Raw genomic sequence first — 18,852 nt, forward strand, 5'->3', positions numbered from 1 at the left:
CGCCGATTCCGACCGCACCACTAGTTGAACCGGCAATAGCTGCACCATTTTGGAAAGCATCGACACCCGCAATACCTGATGGTGGGACAGCATTAACATCGGCTGCAACCTTTAATTGGGGGGCAGATGCCACTAATTCGGCGCTTAACAATTCGATCCCCGCCGCTCCCGTTGCTACGACGATATCGGCTGTCTTGATGTATTCGGCCTTATCCGCGTCCGCTCCGGCTGTTACGGTGTTCTTACCTTCGCCAAATTCGTTGCTGCATAGTTCGGCGATGTGCTGGGCTTTTTCAAGTTGGCGACCGATGATCCTCACATTTGCCCCTGCTTTTGCTGCAATCACCGCCGCCGCTTGTCCCACGGGTCCTGTCCCACCAAGGGCCAACATATTTTTACCTGCCAATGTCGTGTTAAATTTCGTCATTAATTCACATTCGACGGCAGCCATCATACCTGCTGCTGTTGTAAATGCGCCGCTAGGATCGGCAAACACTGACACTTCAAAAGGAGGAACCATGGCCTGTTTAGCCATTTTCAGCATATCCATGGCCTGTTTGGTATCGCGGCCACCGATGAAGATCGCGGTGCGTTTTAAATTTTTTGCACTGCGGGAAAAAATGGCATCTTGAACCAGGCCCTGAATTTCGCCGAGCTCCACATTGGTATAAGGTATGGCAGAAACCCAACCGGCATCCATCGCCATATTGACATCAAAGGGGCTAAGGTTTTTTGCCGTGGTCAGCATGTGTAAAATGTACGGTTTTTCCATGGTATGTCCTCAAGTAAACAGCGCGAAAGTATAAAAGAAAATTCGCGGGATTAACACAGGGTGCATAATCTTCCTTGCATTTATTTTTTGCAACTATTCAAAGAACACGAAGGCAAAAGGCAAAAGGTTCAAGTCTGTCGTTTTTCACCTTGCGCCTTTTGCCTTGTACCTGTGTCACTTTTTATAATTCCAGTACCGGCCTTCAGTTTCACGCCATGATTCGACTTCAAGATGATTATCAACAGTCACCTGAATAGCGCCATCTTCTGCGCTATTGAACCATTCAACATGTAAATCCCGGTAACGCTGGAGAACTTCCTGATGGGGATGCCCGAATTGGTTCCGGTAACCGGCAGGAATCAAGATGACACTGGGTTGAGCCGCTTCCAAAAACGCGGATGTTGACGAGGTTTGGCTGCCATGATGGGGAGCCACTAAAACATCAGCCTTGAGCTTATCGCCATAAGTCTCGACCAACCACGACTCAGCCGCCGCCTCAATATCTCCGGTTAGCAATGCTGTACCGTGTTGCGCCTGAATTTGCAGGACGCAAGAATTGTCATTTTCCGATAAAAGATTGTTTGTCTGTGGGGACATTATGGAAAACTTGACCTTATCCCACAACCATGATTGCCCGGCTTTACACTGGACTGGAGCGTAATTGCGTAATTGCTGCGGCACACTGGTCAAAGTATTTTCAGCACGCAAATTAGCCATCAAGGAATCAACGCCACCGATGTGGTCGTTATCACCATGACTGACAATCAGGCTGTCCATCTTATCAATGCCTAGGCTCCGCAAAAAAGGCACCAAAACGCTTAGGCCCATGTCGCTGGTCGAAGAAAACTTCGCCCCCGTATCGTAAACCAGGATATGATTCGTAGTTTGCACGACTACCGATAAACCTTGTCCGACATCCAGCAAGGTCATCTTGATAGCACCGGGTTCTATCTTGCTTGATTCAGTAAAGGCCAAAGGAAACAGCATGACCAAACCTAACCAACGGGAAGGCGTTCCATTAGGCGCAAACAGTAGCAGTATGCCAGGTACAGCAAAACATAATGCCCACCATGAGGGTTGAATATGGGTTATTGTCGATAAGGGAAGATCGGCTAATTTGACTAAACCCCACCATAATCCTTGTAATGCCATATCCACGACAAAAAACAGTTTTCCCGCCACTAGCGGCGCAATGAACATGACCAACGTTGCAAGCAACGCTAAAGGGACAACCACCAGACTGATGACTGGCACTGCGATTAGATTGGCAAGCGGCGCAATCAGCGAAACCTGCTGAAAAAAGTACAGCAATAATGGCGCTAATCCTATCGAAGTCACCCAGTTGATCTTGATGCTACCACGAAAAAAACCTGGTTTTCCCAGTCGCCCGGCGATGGAATAAATAATCAGGCTGACGGCAATAAACGACAACCAGAAACCGGCTGATAAAACCACTAATGGATCAACAACCAGAACGGCGAATAAAGCAACAGCGAGCACATTATAAGGCCGGGTATTACGCTGCTGGACGACTGCGATCATGGCGATAGCGATCATCAACGCAGAACGCTGGGCGGGTACAGAAAATCCTGTTAATCCCGCATAAAATATCGCAGTTGCCAACGCCATAATGGCAGCGACTTTCTGGGGCGACCAGGCCAAAACACCTGACCAAGCCCATAGCCTGATTACTATCAAGTAAACCAGCCCTGCAATCAAACCAATATGGGAACCTGAAATAACCATCAAATGGGTAGTGCCAGTCCTGCGAAATATGTCCCATTGCAGCGGAGAAAGGCTATCTCCATCCCCGATAGTCAACGCTTTGATTAGCGGCAAACTGTCACTATTTGGCATTATTTGCCCTAATTGCTCGGCAATATGCTGTCGCCAAACTAGTAGGCTAGTCTTTGTAGAGCCGCTGTCCATCAATTTAGGTTCGGGTTTGGTGCGGACATAACCCGTAGCGCCGATGCCTTCAACAAATAACCAGCGCTCATAATCAAAGCCGCCAGGATTAAAATTACCGTGCGGTGGCTTTAACCTGACCGTAAATGACCAATCCTGACCGGCTTTTATTGGCTGATCCGGATAATACCAAGTTAGCCTGAGTGTGTCTGGTACGTTCTCTGCCGACTTTACTACCCTGAAATTAAAACGCACATGATTCTCCTCATGTTCAGGTAAATCAGCAATATAACCTTGAACCTGAATGTCCTGCCCTGCCAACTGCTCTGGCAAACGATCGGTTAATCTGATCGAAGCAAATACAACGGCCCATATCACTCCAGCTACAAAAAATAAGCCCCGCCAATACCGCAACCATGCCAAAATGCCAAAACCAACAGCCCCCACTGCCAGCCAGTCGGTCTCGGGCAATGCTGGCATCTGTTGAACACATACGATTCCGGCAAGAAAAATCAGGACAAATACAACCATTGAGTGCGCTAATTATTTAGGGTGAAAATCTGGTAAACTTAACTGAGCAGAACATAACATAACAATAAACACACATGGCTAAGGAATTCATAAAAAAAATAATACACAAATTTGTGCCTGATCCCGAGGCGATTAAACAACACAAAAGCCTCCAGTTTCTTGGCGACAGGTTGAAAAGCCCCAATCTCTGGCATATCAACCGACGTTCCATAAACGCAGCGGTTGCTATAGGTCTTTTTTTCGCCTGGGCGCCTACGCCCACGCAAATGGCTTTCGCAGCCGCAGGGGCGGTTTATTTTCGGGCAAACTTGCTTATTTCTGTCGCTTTGGTGTGGGTCACCAATCCCATCACCATGCCACCGTTGTTTTATTTTTCCTACCGGGTTGGCCTTTGGTTTTCTGGTCGTCCATCACCCGCTGATGATTTTGTCTTTTCTATAGAAGGGCTTTGGTCTGGATTGGGTGATGTGATTGGGCCGTTCTTGCTGGGATGCCTTATTTTAGGTTTGATGTGTTCCCTTGCCGGCTACATTGGCATGGATTCTTTCTGGCGTTATCAAGTCAACAAGAAATGGGCAGAAAGAAAACAAAAACGAACAAGCCAATCTGGCTAGAAATCAATTTCTGTAAGCATTATTTTCCTGCTTAAATCCATTTCTTAATACTTCTTTCATTTAGCGTAACGATGTAATCATGAACCCAAAGACCATTAACCTTATAGAACAATACTACGCCGCTTTCAACAGTGGCGATATGGACACTTTTTTAAACCTGCTGACTGATGATGTTATCCATGACATCAATCAGGGCAAACGCGAGATCGGCAAGGAAGCGTTTACTCAGTTCATGGCCTGCATGAATTTCAACTATAAAGAGCAACTGGTCGATATGGTGATTATGGCAACACCAAATGGCGCTCGAGCTGCTGCAGAATTTGTTGTCTTAGGCTCGTATCTTAAATCCGATGAAGACTTGCCAGCGGCTAAAGGCCAAGAATATCGCCTCCCTGGGGGCGCTTTTTTCGAGATACGCGACAACAAAGTGGCACGAATCACTAATTACTATAACTTGCAGGATTGGATAGCCCAGGTTAGCGGCTAACAGATTACATCAAGTGGGAGATAAGTTTTAGACATCAAGAAGAGTATCATGAAGTTAGTTAGAATTTATCCACAAATAACTTGGTGCTGGAATGTTTTTCTCTCAACAATAAAGGCCATACGTTAAACCTCCACAAGGCTGCAAAGTAAAGTAAAAAGAGGAGGTTAAGCATAAAATACTTATAAAAACCATGTGAAAAATTCATGGCTATTATTGGGATAATGGATTGAAAATCTTAAGTGTAAGGCAATATGCTATAGCTATTGCGCCTTACAAAACCATTAAACAAGTACTTTGCCAACCATCTTCCCACGTTTTACCAATTTATCAGCCTTGAACTCATTATCCCACTGCACTTTATCTTTACCAAACAAGACGATAACCGTAGATCCCATATTGAACCGACCCATTTCTTCACCTTTTTTCAGGGACGGGGCTTTTTTCTGGTAGTGCCAGCTTTGCACGGAAGGGGCTCTCGGCGGTGTGACCACACCGTGCCAAACGGTTTCGATGCTAGAGACAAAAATGGCTCCCACCAACACCAAGGCCATCGGCCCTGCCTCGGTATCGAAAATGGCCGCAACCCTTTCATTCCGTGCAAACAGTCTAGGCACAGAGCGCGTGGTGGCGGTGTTCACGCTAAATAGTCGGCCTGGGATATGCACCATTTCCCTTAACGTACCTGTTAGTGGCATGTGCAAGCGGTGGTAGTCTTTCGGCGACAGGTAAATCGTCGCAAAAACACCGTCTTTAAAGGGTTCGGCACGTTCGGCATCCCCACCCAACAAATCAACCGTGTTAAACAACATACCTTTGGCTTGAAAAATCTTGCCATCCGTAATATTACCCGCTTGACTGACCGAACCATCGGCAGGGCAAGCAATGGCACCTTCTCCGGCAGTTAAAGGCCTGACTTCCGGCTTTAGTTCACGAGTAAAAAAATGGTTGAAACTCTTAAAAGCATCCAGACTTTGTTCCTTAGCTTCGTCCATGTTTACGCCATAATGCTTGATAATCGTGGTGATACACCAATTCTTGAGGGATTTGTTTTCTGAATGAGTAATGTAGCTCATCAGTTTAGATAAGGTATGCTGGGGCAATACGTATTGCGGCAAGGTGGTCAGTGCGTCTTTTATGTCCATGAATAAAATTGGGAGGATCAGGGATTAAGGGAGATTGACTAAATCTGGTGCTTTCCAGTCAGGGTTCTTATGCTCGGCGATCACGGTAGTGTAAATGCCGCCACGCACATTAAACTCGGCACGAATACGCATGAAGTTGGGGGCAATGGCGTTGACAATATGATTAAGCATTTCATTGGTGACGGCTTCGTGAAATGCGCCTTGGTCACGGAATGCCCATACATACAATTTGAGCGCCTTTAGCTCCACACATAATCCAGCCGGAACATATTCGATAGTTAGGGTGGCAAAATCAGGCTGCCCTGTCTTTGGGCAAAGGCAGGTAAATTCAGGAATGGTAATACGTATCGTATAATCCCGGCCTGGCTGCGGGTTGGGAAAAGTTTCCAGGTCTTTGCTTGGTTTTGTTGTCATTATCGTTAATAATACGCGTCATTCTCATTCAATTAAGGGATTATTCTACCAGTTATGAAACTGGAAAAAATCAAACTTTCAGGCTTTAAATCCTTTGTTGATCCAACCGTCATCCCCGTTCACGGCAACCTGACGGCCATCGTCGGCCCCAATGGCTGCGGGAAAACCAACATCATCGATGCCATCCGCTGGGTGATGGGCGAAAGTTCGGCCAAGCATTTGCGTGGCGGCAGCATGGCTGATGTGATATTCAATGGTTCGTCCACCCGGAAACCGGTTAGCACCGCCTCCGTTGAACTGGTATTTGATAACAGTGAAGGCAAGATTGGCGGCGAATATGCCCATTACAACAGTATCGCTATCAAGCGCCAGGTCAGCCGTGATGGGCAATCCTTATATCTGCTAAACGGTGCCAAATGCCGCCGCAAGGATATTACCGATATATTTCTAGGCACGGGTTTAGGCTCCAGAAGTTATGCCATTATCGAGCAAGGCACGATCTCGAGGATGGTGGAAGCAAAGCCGGAAGATTTACGTATCCATATCGAAGAAGCGGCGGGTATCTCGAAATATAAGGAACGCCGCAGCGAAACTGAAACCCGCATGAAACACACAAGGGAAAACCTGGAACGCCTGGACGATTTACGTGATGAAGTCGATAAGCAAATCAAACACCTGCAAAAACAAGCGGAAAAAGCGGAAAAATATACGGCATTAAAAAAACAGGAGCGCCAATTCAAGCTGGAATTACTGGCTATGCGCTGGCAACTTTACCATCAAGCGGCGCAAGATATGGAAGCCAAGCTACAAGAGGTGGCTTTGGAACATAACCGCCTCTTTACAAACTTACGTGAGCTTACTTCGGCAATCGAACACAGACGGACTGATTATAAAACGCAACAACAACAGCTAAACCAAATCCAATCGGACTACTACACAGCGGTTGCCGAAGTCAGCAGCCTTGAGCAAGCCATCCGGTTCAACGAAACCAGCCATGAGGAAGCCCTTCAGGAAATCAACCGTTCCCAGCAACAAGCCGATCAATCCCATACTGAAATTGAAGCCGATTTGCTGGCTTTAGAAACGATCAACCTAGCCATTTTAGAAGCCGAAGCCGCACTGAATACCGCTGAAAAACACGAGCAAGAAACTGGACATTCCCTTAAAGACCACCAACAACAAAAAAACGTTTGGCAAGAACATTGGGAAACCTACCGCACTGAAAGTGCTAAATTCAAGGAACAAGCAGAAATTCAACGGGTTACCATCAAGCAATTAGAAAGCCTGAATCAACAGTTGCAAATCCGCATGGACAAATTGTACGCTGAGCGCAAGGAATTATCCGCCCATGAATTTCACAACGAGATTGAGTCATTAACCGCTGCCATTGGCTTGTTAAAAAACCAACGCGACGACTTCCATGCGCAATTAGAAAATCATCGGCAAACCATAACTGACCATCGCGGACAGATTAAGCATTTTCATACGGAATTGCATCATCATCGAACTGAACTCCAGCATGTCAAAGGCAAAATAACATCCCTGGAATTGTTACAACAACATGCCATGGGGAAGGACAACAAAAAGCTAAACGACTGGCTAGACAAAATGGGATTAAGCAATAATCGTCGTTTAGCCGAGTTTCTGGACGTTGCACCAGGCTGGGAAATGGCAGTGGAAACGGTACTTGAAGGCAATCTGGAAGCTATCTGCATTGATAATGCTGAGCGCTGTATCCCTGAATTGAGTCAACTCGATGACAGTTCCTTAACCTTGTTTGAAACCCGCACCAGTATTACTTCTCCGCCCCAAAACGACAACCATAGCCGACTGCTAGCTAAAGTCAGTGCGCCTTGGGATTTAAGTTCATTCCTTTCAGGCATTTACTGCGCTGACGACATTCTAACAGCAAGGGCATTATCGTTACAGCTTAAACCACATGAATCGGTCATTACCCCAGGCGGCACTTGGGTTGGCCCAGGCTGGATTTGCGTTAAACACCAAAAAGACACTAAATTCGGTGTACTGCAACGGGAAAAGGAATTAGGCCAGCACAAACAACGGCAGGAAGAGTTACAAACCGCTATCGAAACCTTAGACGATCAAACGCAAAACGCTGAACACCGGCTTAAAGAAATTGAAAGCAATCGTGAGGCTATTCAACAACAACACAATGTTTTGGGTGTTGAGCTTAGCCAAAAACAATCCGAAGCCAGCGCGATAAGCGCTAGGCTCGACCAGCATCAACGCCGTTTAGCCCATATCAACAACGAGCAAGAAACGATTACAGAGGAAATTACCGAGAATGCCGAAAAACTGGTTACGGCCAAATCGTTATTGAACGAAGCAGAAACAGTCATTGCCAAACAAGATGGAAATCGACTAAGACTGGATAGCCGCAACGAGGAATTACAAAACCAGCACCATCGGGTCGAACAAGCTGCGAATGAGGCAAGACAACAAGTCTACAGCATCAGGGCGCAGATGGAATCTTTACGCGCTTCTGAAAACCTGACCGGCAGGCAGGTTGAACGGCTGCAAACACAACAACAACAAGCCTTGAGCCGTATCACTGAGCTTAAAGACAAACTCGAACAAACGCTGGCGCCTATCGATGGTGAAAAAAAACAATTGGAACAACTTGTTCAGGATAAGCAGGAATTAGAAGCGCAATTAAAAAATCAGCGCCGACTATTGGACGAAATCGAAGCGCAAATTACGCAATTATCGGAAAACCACACGCAAACTGAGCGTGACCTGGAAAAACAACGGGAAAAACTGGATACTTATCGCCTAGACCTGCAAGAAAGCAAAGTCCGCCAACAAAGCGTCAATGAACAGCTAAACGAGATTAACGCCGATGCAGAAGAAGTCTTAAAAACCCTGCCCCAAGATGCCGAAGAACCCAACTGGAAACGCAAAGTCGATGATCTGGCCGAACAAATCGAGCGCTTGGGTACGATTAACCTGACCGCTATCGAAGAATTCCAAGCGCAATCCGAGCGCATGAATTTTCTCAATGAACAACATGCCGACCTGACCGAAGCCCTGAACACCTTAGATCAAGCCATCAGTAAAATCGACAAAGAAAGCAAGCTGCGTTTTCAAGAAACTTTCGATAAAATCAACGCGGGTTTGCAAGAAAAGTTTCCAAGATTATTTGGTGGCGGACAGGCTTACCTGAAATTGACTGAGGACGACCTGCTAGAATCAGGCGTAAACATCATTGCCAGGCCACCCGGTAAGCGCATTAGCTCCATTCATCTGCTATCGGGTGGCGAAAAAGCGTTGACTGCGGTAGCACTGGTGTTCTCGATTTTTGAACTGAATCCAGCGCCGTTTTGTTTGCTGGATGAAGTCGATGCCCCGCTCGATGACGCAAATGTGGGACGCTTTTCACAAATGGTGGAAGATATGTCAGAATCTATACAATTCCTGTATATTTCCCATAATAAGGTCACTTTGGAAATTGCGAAGCAGCTCGCGGGGGTCACCATGAAAGAGCCGGGCGTATCTCGGATGGTGGCGGTTGATATTGATGAAGCAGTTAGTCTGGCGGAAACTAATGGATAAAGAACTTTTAAGAATAGTTATCATAACCACTGGCTTGCTGGTCATTATCGGCATGATTTTATGGGGCTACATAAAAGGCCGAAGGGCGGAAAAAGATTTGGATGCTCTTGAGAACGAACAGGTTATCGGTTCTTCCGGCGCTGTTAATGACTCATTAAAACTGCATACAGAACGCGACGATTTTGATATCATCTCTTTGGGATCGGCAAAGCACACACTCGATACGGATGAAGATTCGGGTTGGGATACTGAATTTAACGAAGTTTTCGATGATGACATCGAACCCGACCCGCGTGTTGCGCTACCAGACATTATTCAATTTGGTGTCATAGCCAATGATGCCGAAGGTTTTAATGGCATTGACCTGGTTCTTGCGTTCGGAATGGCTGACCTTGAATATGGGGATTTGAAAATATACGAACGGGTCAACAAAAACGGCGATGTCGATTATGGCGTTGCCTGTATGGTCGAACCCGGCACTTTCCCGGAAGGCGAATACTTGGCATCATTTACTTGCCCTGGCATCGTGTTTTATCTCCAACACCAGAATTTAGAAGATGCCCAAACCGTATTTGATGACTTTGTAGACACCATTAAAACAGTGGCCAATGAACTGGATGGCGTTATTTGGGATCACCAAAGGCAACCGCTGACCGAAGCGACTATCCAGGCAATCAGACAAAGCCTATAACGAGCCGTACTTAGCAATGCCCAACTGGAAATCCTTAGCAAATCCAGAAAGAATAGTAGAAATAGCCAAGCAAACTCAAGCCAGCGGTTTGTCAGATGACGAACTGCTTGAGTTTCTGCAAGTCTGTAACGCCTTATACCGTAGCGGTGAGCCGCTCATTTCTGATGAGGCCTATGACTCAATATTTCTGGCTGAACTCCAAAAACGAAATCCCAATCACCCATTCCTAAATACAGTAGAACCGGAAAAGGCTTTCGCCGGTAAAACGGTAACCTTACCACAGCGTATGCTTTCCACCGAAAAAGCCTACACCAAAAGCAGCATCGAAAAATGGCTATCCAATATTGAAAAAGCCGCACAAGAATTGGAAATCGACCCTGAAACCTTGGTATTCAGGGCAACGCCAAAGCTGGACGGCTTCGCCGCTTATGATGATGGGCAGGTGCTCTATACCCGGGGCGATGGACGTAAGGGCACGGATATTTCCCGCGTGTTCGAGCGTGGCATGATCGTGGGCGGCAGTGGCAAACGCGGACTGGGCGCAGGCGAAATCGTCGTCAACCAAAGCTATTTCAATGCCCATTTGGCCGACACGTTTGAAAATGCCAGAAATTTCCAGGCCAGCGTCATAAAAGAGAAAGAGCTGGAACAACACGCCCTGGAAGCCATACAGAACCAGGCGGCCGTTTTTTATCCATTTTGTGAACTACCGGATTGGCAAGGCCCGTCCGCAGAACTGATTTCAGATTTTGAAGCTATAGTTGCCAACGTCCATACCGTGGTCGATTACGATGTCGATGGCGTTATCTTTGAAGTAACGGATGAGCGCTTCAAGCAGCACTTGGGAGCCACCCGGCATCATCACCGCTGGCAAATAGCCTATAAGAGCAATGCGGAAACCGCCCACGTTAAAGTTTTGCGCGTCACGCCACAAACCTCACGTTCAGGGCGGGTCAACCCGGTCGCCGAATTGGAACCCACGCGGCTGAGCGGAGCGATGATCTCCAGGGCCACAGCGCATCATTATGGCATGGTCAAAGAGCAGGGGATTGGTGAAGGCACACTGATAGAACTGACCCGCAGCGGCATGGTCATCCCTAAAATTGAACGGGTGATAACCCCGCAGCCTCCCCAAATCCCCGAGTTTTGCCCCAGTTGCGGCAGCACCCTGGTTTGGGATTGCGATTATCTCTACTGTTTGAACACCAGCCAATGTCCCGCGCAAATTGAAAATACCATTGAGCATTTTTTCAGGACACTCGCCAATAATGATGGCTTTGGTGAGAAAACCATTAAAAAACTCCATGTTTCGGGTATTAACTCGGTTTACGCCATTTATCAACTAACCTTAGAACAATTAGTCAATGCGAAATTAGGGAGTAAAGATAAAGTACATATTCTTGCAAAAAACTTGTTAAATCAATTGCAACGCAGCAGAACTGAAGCCATTGAAGACTGGCGCTTCCTGGGCGCTTTTGGCATTTATCGCATGGGCTTAGGTAACTGTGAGCGCTTATTACAGCATCACCGGCTGCTGAATATTTTCGCTTTAACGATAGACGATATAATCCTTATTGAGGGCTTTGCCGAAAAAACCGCCTCCGCAGTCGTCGAGTGTTTGGCGCTGATCAAAGACGATTTCCTGAAGATCTATCAATTAGGTTTCAATCTCATCCAGACACCTTTGATAACCGAACAAAAAGAAAAATCTAGCCCGATAGCCGGGAAAACCCTTGTCTTTACCGGCACCATGGTTCATGGCAAACGCGATGACATGACCAAGGAAGCCAAGCGTTTGGGTGCAAAAGTAGCTAGCTCAGTGACAGGAAAAACCGATTTACTGGTAACGGGTAGCGAGGTGGGCGTGACAAAAATATCCGCAGCCAGGGAAAATGGTGTGACTGTTATCAGTGAAGAGGAATATTTAGCACTACTGGGTTAGCGTAAGTAGGGTTGGAAAATAAATATTCTTTTATGTGGGAAGAGCCCAAAGTCGCCGAAAATCGCTCTCACCCATAATCCTGATTCTTTGACCGTGTGCCATTAGGTCTTGGGCTTTGCGGTGCTTACTGCTTTTTTTGTATCCTGAAAGTCTGGCTATATCTTGATCTCCTACAACCAAAACAGAGGTGTGCTTGGTTACACTACTTTCGACCTCACAACCAGCAGCGGCAGCTAAGTCTGCTGCTTCTCGACGTGGGATGGAGAGAGCGCCTGTGAAGACCAGTTTCTCTCCAAATAGTGGCCCATCTGGATTACCAGATCTTGAAATTGGTCTTATAGAAAGTGGATTAATTGGTTTAGCCGTTCGGTCAAGCCATTGTTCAAGTGTTAAGCCAGTTTCAGCCATTGCTCGAAGTAAAACCTCGCCGGCTGCTCTTGCATCTTCTTTGGCATTGTGATGCTGGAACTGGATATTTAGGTGTTTAGTTGTTTAGTTACATTGGCCAAACCGTAACCTTTTTGTGCAAAGACTGGCCATGCGCGTCGCACTACACGGGCAGTATCAAGCCAAGTGCAGTCATGTGGAGCAAGGCCTTTCTTTTCACACGCCCGAAATAGGGCTACACAATCAAAGGGCGTGTGACTTGCGACCACTTTACCTTGCAACCAGGGCACAAGAAGTTCGTAAACAATCTGCCACTTTGGTGCGCTTCGAACCGTCCACTCATCTATGCCATGGATTGCAATATTCATCTCATCGAAGTAGTCTTCTGGATCGACCAAAGATTCCCACGTATCGTATAGTACTCCATCGCGAAACTCAGCAACACCAATCTGGCAAATGCTCGCAAAGTTTAGGTTAGCAGTCTCAACATCAATCGCAACGAAGTTCATGTACTTCCTCCACTCTTATTTTTCCCACGTTACACGTTCTAGTAAACGCAACACGAATTTGTTCGAAATTGTTATAGTTTAAAATTGCTCTCAACATCAACATTCAAATAAAATCTCCTATTGAATACCTTAACTCTGCTTCGCAGACAAAGCACCTGGGATGCTTCTGGGGACTGATCGACTCCTGTCTCCTAACGCATGTGAATGATCCGAGCGATACAGCCAGTCCAGCCGGTCTGGTGGCTGGCCCCGATACCCGCGCCATTGTCGCCGTTGAAGTATTCGTGGAAGAGGATTAGATCCCGCCAGTGCGGGTCATTCTGGAACTTTTCCGCCGTGCCGTTCACTGGTCGCCACCGATCTGCCTTGCCTGAGCCTGCTGTAATCCTCCCGTACGGTATCCCACTAGCGTTCGCTGAGGTAGGGGGCCCATTTTTTCCAGGGAGTATGGGGTGCTATAGCCTCTTGGAGGAGCTTCGATTCAGCATTGTCGTTCGTAGTGTAGTTCCTTTCAAACTCTCATTATGGTTAAGGGAAACTCCGAAAACTGCTTTTCGGAGTTGGGTTGCTAATCCGTAGCTTGCAAATCATAATACGGTCAGTGTGTCGTTATTATGACTCCAAGTTTTGCAGTGTCACACCCATCGCGGCGTTGGACGGAACCGCTATCGCAGCGAAAAAATCTCATAAAGCATAAACTCGAACTGTACCCAATGTTGAGTACGATTTGTTGGAGTCTAACGTGAATGCTACAGGACAAGCGCATTTCGATAACACTACAATCGTCACCTTAGAACGTTGAAGCTTCGCAGAATGAGCGACAAGACTATCGATAGCTACGTACGGGCTGTTCGGCGGGCCTCAAGACACTTGATTGTTGCCTTGATCAATTGACCACCAAGCAACTTGAAGGCTATTTTGCCGAAAAAAGTTGCTGTAAGTTATTGATTCTTAGCTTCTGAAATTGAAAATTCAAAACGAAATTAGAATACTTTCACAGTCTCTAGTGCGAATCCAGCCCTTCAGTTTGGATGACGGCTCAAGCAAATTTCTTCTTCAATCTCCAAAAAGCCACGGCGGAAGCAAGCACCATCCCGCAAGCGGAACCAATCAGAATCAAACCCAGGAACAAGGTTTGCCTGAACGTATAATCCACTAATTCTTTACCGTTGGACTGGGCTTCCCGGGTCAGCGCGTCCAATCGGGTTGACAGTCCTTCAAGCTTGCCGGGAGCCAGGGTCTGGTCAAAGGCTTGCAACAATTTCACCAAGTCTTGTGCGGCGGCGTTGATCTGCGCGGCGGCGGCTATGTAATCTTTGATGCGGAAGGGCTCTGCGTTCGGATTCGATGGGCTGGCTTGGAGTTGCCGCAACACATCTTGAAAAGTCTTTAGGGTGGCGGTGGATGCATTAGACATCTGTTTGCCTTCGTCTAGCGCTTTCTCGGTCTGTGCGGCGAGGCTGGTGAGTCCTGGCTGTTGCGCGTTCAAGGCTTGGACGATTTGTTGGCGCTCGGCACTGATGAGTCCGGGCAGGCGTTCCGCCGTCTGGCTGAACCGGTCTGCCGATTCGGACAGTTGGGCGGTATTGGTCAGCAACTTATCCATCTGAGGCATTTCCGCCGTCTGGATGACCAGCAACTCGGTTTCCCAGCGGATCAGGGTCGGCATGTGCCGAGCCAGGAACAAGCCGCGTTCCGCGAACAGACGGGTGTTGGCCAGTTCGAGTGTGGCGGGGTCGAGCCCCGCTAATGGGTCGATGGCGAACAAGTTGAAGACACTACCGGTCATCCCTGGCTGAGGACTGCGGTTCATCCGTGCGAATTCGGACGAGAAGCCCAGCGATCCGAGATCACGGGGTGAACGCACATTTGGGTGTTGCTCGTGCCAAGTTTTGATGGCGGCACGCAGTTCCGAGATCTGTTCTTTTTTCAGCGTCGTCGCGGCGATCCGCCAAATCTCCTTCTCTACCTCTTGAGAGGCGAGCAGATAAGGTTTAGCTGATTCGCCATAGAACTTGGGCATCCAATAATCCTCGACATTCATCCGGTTCAAGCTGGCGAAGATGACCATATCGAGGAGGTTGGCATAGGTGTTGGCCCCAGTGGCAATGGCCAACATATCGTTGGTGATGGCAATGCGGCGCATCAAAAGAGTGCGCCTTCGGGGGGCCTGATCATCTTCTCGCTGTAACTTACTGCCGACGACATTGAGCGCTTTGATAGAATTGTCAGCAAAGCGGAGCAACTCGGATTGCAGTTCGACGGGATCGGGCGGCCCATTTTCCTGGTTGAGCGAAAGCATGGAGCGGATGCCCTTTTCAGGCAATTCCAGGGTGCTTTTGAGCAAATTGCAAGCGCTCGCACTCAAGGCCAGGGCGAGTAGCAGAACGACTTTAGGCGCCCATCTATGGGCATACGGACAGGAAGGCTGAAGCACTGCGCGCATGAAGGTATAGGCTCCTTAAGGATATTTCTGATAAACGATAGCCCTATTGAATTGCCGACTGTTTGGCAACCCAACATTTCCGGTGTTCGTTGCATTGCGATTGTGGCGCAAACGGGGTTCGAATTGATAATCCACTGGTTTACAAACAAACCCGTCACGCTTCGTTACGGATTGCACCCTACGCATTTTTGCACGTCCGAGTTGAGCAATTTGTTGGGCGAAGCCGCTATCGCGGCGGGAAAAAAACCTTTTAACGCTTAAACTCTAACTGTGTTCAATATCGAGTACGATTTGTTTGAGTTTAACATGAATGCTAGAGGACAAGCGCATTTCGATAACACTACAATTGTCACCTCAGAACGTTGAAGCTTCGAGGAAGGAGCGACAAGACTATCCGAATGTTGTTGATTTCAACCTCCTAACCCAACCGTCTCCCGCAAGGAGAGGGCTTATTCAGGCCTTCCTTAGGTTGAATCCAATGCCTTAATTTCTTTTACCTCATCATAACAAAATCCCAAGCAAACGTTTAACCATATCTTCCAGCGAAATCAGCGTCAATGCCAGTGGCAGCACCGGCAACAGCGCCGCAATAGCGGTTTGCAGCACAACGGCCTTGCCGAACGGAAACGGTCGCATACTGTGAACCACTTCAAAGCTGCCCGCCAGGTCGTTCAGGGATTGTATATCGCCGCTACCGATAAGTTGTTCATCAGTCGGTGCCGCACCGCGCAGCCATTTCTGGTCAAACTCATCAACATAGCGGCTCGCCAGTGCGCCATACTCAAGCAACCCCTGCCGCTTGGCTTGAGCCAGGCGGGGGGCGAACACGCACAAGGGTCCGAGCACGAGCAGCAAAGAAAACACTGCAACGCCGACGATCTCCGTTTTAAAGTCCAGCAGTGTCTCGCCCTCATAGAAAATGTGGTTGGCGATCTGGCCTGCAAGCAAGGCACCTTGCGACAGCAGCAATGACATAAATGCAGCCGCGCTTCCCCCGAGAAAACCGAGTCCTGCGGCATGGTCGGGATGAGTCGGCACGAGATGCAGATCCATACGGGAAACCTGCCACAGAAACCGCGCCCAGATGAAAAAGCGAAAATTCCAGCGCAATAACATGAACTGAAAAATCGGAATGCTGACATAGGCGTACCAATACCCCGCAGGAGAAGACTGCTGATGTCCATCCGCAATGCTCGCATACCAGGTGACTGCTTCCAGCGCTACCTGACTTGACCATAAGTAATGTCCGGCCGTCAACACCAGGACAATCAGCAAAACCTCAATCACCATTGAATTGCGCAGGCGCATCGCGGAGCCGATAAGGGCTTCGAACTCCGGGCGGGCTTGCGGTGGAACAATCCCGCGCTCGACAAATTGCCGGACAATCAGCCTGATCCGCTGGTGGACTACGAGCTCCGCCACTAACAGCAATGGCAAGGCCACCAGAAAGCGGATGTGCGCATCAATGTCATAAAAAAAAGGGACTTTAATATCGCCGCCTACCGCCTCACCGGCCAACACCGAAAGCAATAGCAACGGCAACCAGGTAAACAGGGGAAAGAAGATCAACCGACGTTTAAGCAAACCGAGCGTATCGGTGCTTATCCGGGTGCGGATAAAAAGCTGAAAAAGTGGGCCACCCAGTACCAGGGAAAAGTCATCGGATTGTTTATTGTCGGTCGAGTGATTCATAGAGTTTTTTAACACCTACAAATTTGGGTTATTTTTGAAAAAAGGTAATCTGAAAACGCATCTTAATCTGGGCCAATCTCATGCGGTCGGCTGTATTTAGCCGTATAGTGCGTAATTCAATAATTGCCAGTGCATGGGTTCACTGGAATATGAATACCGTCATAAAAAACTACCCAACATTGCTGGCCATAAATGGGTTTTGTCCGGGCGTTTTCAGTACGGTTCTTTATTACTTCGGATAGTGCTTTAATACTAACACACTCTTGGTGCTGAATATTTTAAAATCTGGCTTGATAAGGCCAGCTTTTGCTCGGTTGCGATGTGGCTAAAGCTGTGAACGATGGAAATTTTCCAATTCCCGGATAGCCATTCTTTGATACGAGGGGTTGCCCAGTTTGACCCAGAGATTCATGACGAAATAGCCATAAGGCAGTATAGGGCCCTGCTCAGAATAGGCGATTTCATGAAAATGTTTGTTCTCGTCCTCGTGGTGACCAATGTGGTGAGACAGGCCGATCAGGGCGTAGCAGCTTAGCCAGGAATGGCTGACCCAGCCGTAGGTTTTGCCAAATTGCCCGCTTTCCAAGCCCCAATGTTGAAAATAATTTACGGTTTCCAAGATACGGACAGCGGCAAGAGCCTGGTAAAGAAACATGAAGGCAGCCAGCCAGCCGTAATAGATGATGATTAAGATAAGTAGCGCGAACTCGACCATCAATCCTTGAAACACTTGATTATGGGCAATGCCGCCATAGTGATTGGGGCTGAGGGCTAACCGATCTTGTTCTGAACGCCAGGCATAACGTAAGTAACCTAAATAAACCCGTCGCCAATAGTCCTTAAAATTTTCGCCCAATCTCGCCGTGGCTATATCATCGGGCATGCCCAGGTTGAGGTGATGGCCACGCTTGTGCGCGATGACAAAATGTTCATAACAAACGGTACATAACAATAATCGACCCAGTAGTTGCAAGGGGACTTGTGGACGGTGGATCAGTTCATGGGCGACAACTATCCCTGAAGTGCCAGAACTTGTCCCCACCAAAAACCGGATGACAACCAGGTTAACCAGGCTGATGACGATGTCGTTATAGGATTCCCAACGCAACTGGTTGACGTAATTCAGCATGAGAATGATGTTTGCGAATTGTAAAAAAGTCAGGGCATACAGGATGCCATCATAGAACTTCTTTGAATACTTAGTGAGGGCTTCAGATTTAAAGTCAGGGCTGAGCCAGTCAGCCAGCAATACCAGCAAGAAAGGGATCGTCCAGACCAAGGCGTTGGCAATATCGTGCGTCCCCTTTTTTAGAAACAAAGAAGTTATCAGGAACAAAAAAGTGCTGCCCGGTAAGATAAAGCAGAGCAAATGCTTAAAACGGACGGACATCACAGCTGCACTGCAATTTTATGGGAATAAATGGTCAACATAATGATAGTGCCTTTTAATAGTTGTTATTTAGCACGCGGGCGTTTCAACAGATACTGCCCCATAAGTGAAAATTTAAAGCGATTGCTGACGGTTTGTAAAGAACAATAACCTGTATAAATGCGTCGCCAATGCGCCTGCATAGTTTGCTCGCCGTAACAGGCGGAAATTTCATCAAGGTACGCTTGTATGGCTTTAATAGCCAGTGCGGAATGTCCTGACGACAGGTTATCTATGGAAATGTGGACATCGACAATAGCAGGGTTAATGCCCCAAAACCGGAGTTCTTCAGACAAACGAAGATAAACCTTGCCC

General features: G+C 47.6%; 15 protein-coding genes and 1 pseudogene. 6 read left to right on the forward strand and 10 right to left on the reverse strand.

Annotation, left to right across the window (positions count from 1 at the left end):
* Positions 1–772, reverse strand: a 772-nt coding sequence (locus ACLQ6D_RS16840) for an NAD(P)-dependent methylenetetrahydromethanopterin dehydrogenase (RefSeq protein ID WP_411728465.1), incomplete at its 3' end; no start/stop codon positions are given.
* 174 nt (positions 773–946) lie between these two features.
* The gene (locus ACLQ6D_RS16845) at positions 947–3,211 is read right to left on the reverse strand and encodes a DNA internalization-related competence protein ComEC/Rec2 (protein WP_411728466.1); all 2,265 of its coding nucleotides are present in this window, start codon (positions 3,209–3,211) and stop codon (positions 947–949) included.
* A 74-nt stretch (positions 3,212–3,285) separates the two neighbouring features.
* Between ACLQ6D_RS16845 and ACLQ6D_RS16850 the strand changes: the two genes are divergently transcribed.
* On the forward strand, positions 3,286–3,825 hold the full coding sequence (locus ACLQ6D_RS16850) for a DUF2062 domain-containing protein (protein WP_411728467.1): 540 nt from the start codon (positions 3,286–3,288) through the stop codon (positions 3,823–3,825).
* Between the two features lie 79 nt (positions 3,826–3,904).
* Positions 3,905–4,312 carry a ketosteroid isomerase-related protein gene (locus ACLQ6D_RS16855; RefSeq protein WP_411728468.1) on the forward strand — a complete coding sequence of 136 codons (408 nt, stop codon included), beginning with the start codon at positions 3,905–3,907 and terminating at the stop codon, positions 4,310–4,312.
* A gap of 281 nt (positions 4,313–4,593) precedes the next feature.
* Here the strand turns inward: ACLQ6D_RS16855 and asd are convergent, their stop codons facing one another.
* Positions 4,594–5,454, reverse strand: a complete 861-nt coding sequence (gene asd, locus ACLQ6D_RS16860) for an archaetidylserine decarboxylase (RefSeq protein ID WP_411728469.1) — start codon at positions 5,452–5,454, stop codon at positions 4,594–4,596.
* A 24-nt stretch (positions 5,455–5,478) separates the two neighbouring features.
* Positions 5,479–5,868: a preQ(1) synthase gene (queF, locus tag ACLQ6D_RS16865; RefSeq protein WP_411728470.1), complete on the reverse strand. Its 390-nt coding sequence runs from the start codon at positions 5,866–5,868 to the stop codon at positions 5,479–5,481.
* Positions 5,869–5,922: 54 nt separating this feature from the next.
* Between queF and smc the strand changes: the two genes are divergently transcribed.
* Genes smc through ACLQ6D_RS16880 form a run of 3 tightly spaced genes read left to right on the forward strand, consistent with a single transcriptional unit; the run spans position 5,923 to position 12,074 of the window.
* Positions 5,923–9,441 carry a chromosome segregation protein SMC gene (gene smc / locus ACLQ6D_RS16870; RefSeq protein WP_411728471.1) on the forward strand — a complete coding sequence of 1,173 codons (3,519 nt, stop codon included), beginning with the start codon at positions 5,923–5,925 and terminating at the stop codon, positions 9,439–9,441.
* Positions 9,434–10,132: a cell division protein ZipA C-terminal FtsZ-binding domain-containing protein gene (locus tag ACLQ6D_RS16875; RefSeq protein WP_411728472.1), complete on the forward strand. Its 699-nt coding sequence runs from the start codon at positions 9,434–9,436 to the stop codon at positions 10,130–10,132. The genes smc and ACLQ6D_RS16875 overlap by 8 nt, the downstream gene beginning before the upstream one ends.
* Positions 10,133–10,148: 16 nt before the next feature.
* The gene (locus tag ACLQ6D_RS16880; protein ID WP_411728473.1) at positions 10,149–12,074 is read left to right on the forward strand and encodes a BRCT domain-containing protein; all 1,926 of its coding nucleotides are present in this window, start codon (positions 10,149–10,151) and stop codon (positions 12,072–12,074) included.
* A 30-nt stretch (positions 12,075–12,104) separates the two neighbouring features.
* Here the strand turns inward: ACLQ6D_RS16880 and ACLQ6D_RS16885 are convergent, their stop codons facing one another.
* The 3 genes from ACLQ6D_RS16885 to ACLQ6D_RS16895 form a co-directional block, all read right to left on the reverse strand.
* Positions 12,105–12,482, reverse strand: coding sequence for a BRCT domain-containing protein (locus tag ACLQ6D_RS16885; RefSeq protein ID WP_411728474.1), 378 nt, complete (start codon positions 12,480–12,482; stop codon positions 12,105–12,107).
* Between the two features lie 68 nt (positions 12,483–12,550).
* Positions 12,551–12,970: an exonuclease domain-containing protein gene (locus ACLQ6D_RS16890; RefSeq protein ID WP_411728475.1), complete on the reverse strand. Its 420-nt coding sequence runs from the start codon at positions 12,968–12,970 to the stop codon at positions 12,551–12,553.
* A 1,039-nt stretch (positions 12,971–14,009) separates the two neighbouring features.
* On the reverse strand, positions 14,010–15,317 hold the full coding sequence (locus tag ACLQ6D_RS16895) for a hypothetical protein (RefSeq protein WP_411728476.1): 1,308 nt from the start codon (positions 15,315–15,317) through the stop codon (positions 14,010–14,012).
* A gap of 60 nt (positions 15,318–15,377) precedes the next feature.
* On the opposite strand from ACLQ6D_RS16895, the gene ACLQ6D_RS16900 reads away from it, so the two are divergent.
* Entirely contained in the window at positions 15,378–15,677 is a 300-nt protein-coding gene (locus ACLQ6D_RS16900) for a hypothetical protein (protein ID WP_411728477.1), read from the forward strand.
* A 240-nt stretch (positions 15,678–15,917) separates the two neighbouring features.
* Here the strand turns inward: ACLQ6D_RS16900 and ACLQ6D_RS16905 are convergent, their stop codons facing one another.
* The 3 genes and pseudogenes from ACLQ6D_RS16905 to ACLQ6D_RS16915 form a co-directional block, all read right to left on the reverse strand.
* On the reverse strand, positions 15,918–17,108 hold the full coding sequence (locus tag ACLQ6D_RS16905) for a hypothetical protein (RefSeq protein ID WP_411728478.1): 1,191 nt from the start codon (positions 17,106–17,108) through the stop codon (positions 15,918–15,920).
* A 325-nt stretch (positions 17,109–17,433) separates the two neighbouring features.
* Positions 17,434–18,498 (reverse strand): fatty acid desaturase, encoded by a 1,065-nt coding sequence (locus ACLQ6D_RS16910; protein WP_411728479.1) that lies wholly within the window; start codon positions 18,496–18,498, stop codon positions 17,434–17,436.
* Between the two features lie 65 nt (positions 18,499–18,563).
* Positions 18,564–18,852 (reverse strand): annotated as a pseudogene (locus tag ACLQ6D_RS16915) (hypothetical protein); the annotation flags it as partial.

Origin of the sequence: Methyloglobulus sp. (genome assembly GCF_046714055.1) — a bacterium.
Lineage (GTDB): Bacteria > Pseudomonadota > Gammaproteobacteria > Methylococcales > Methylomonadaceae > Methyloglobulus.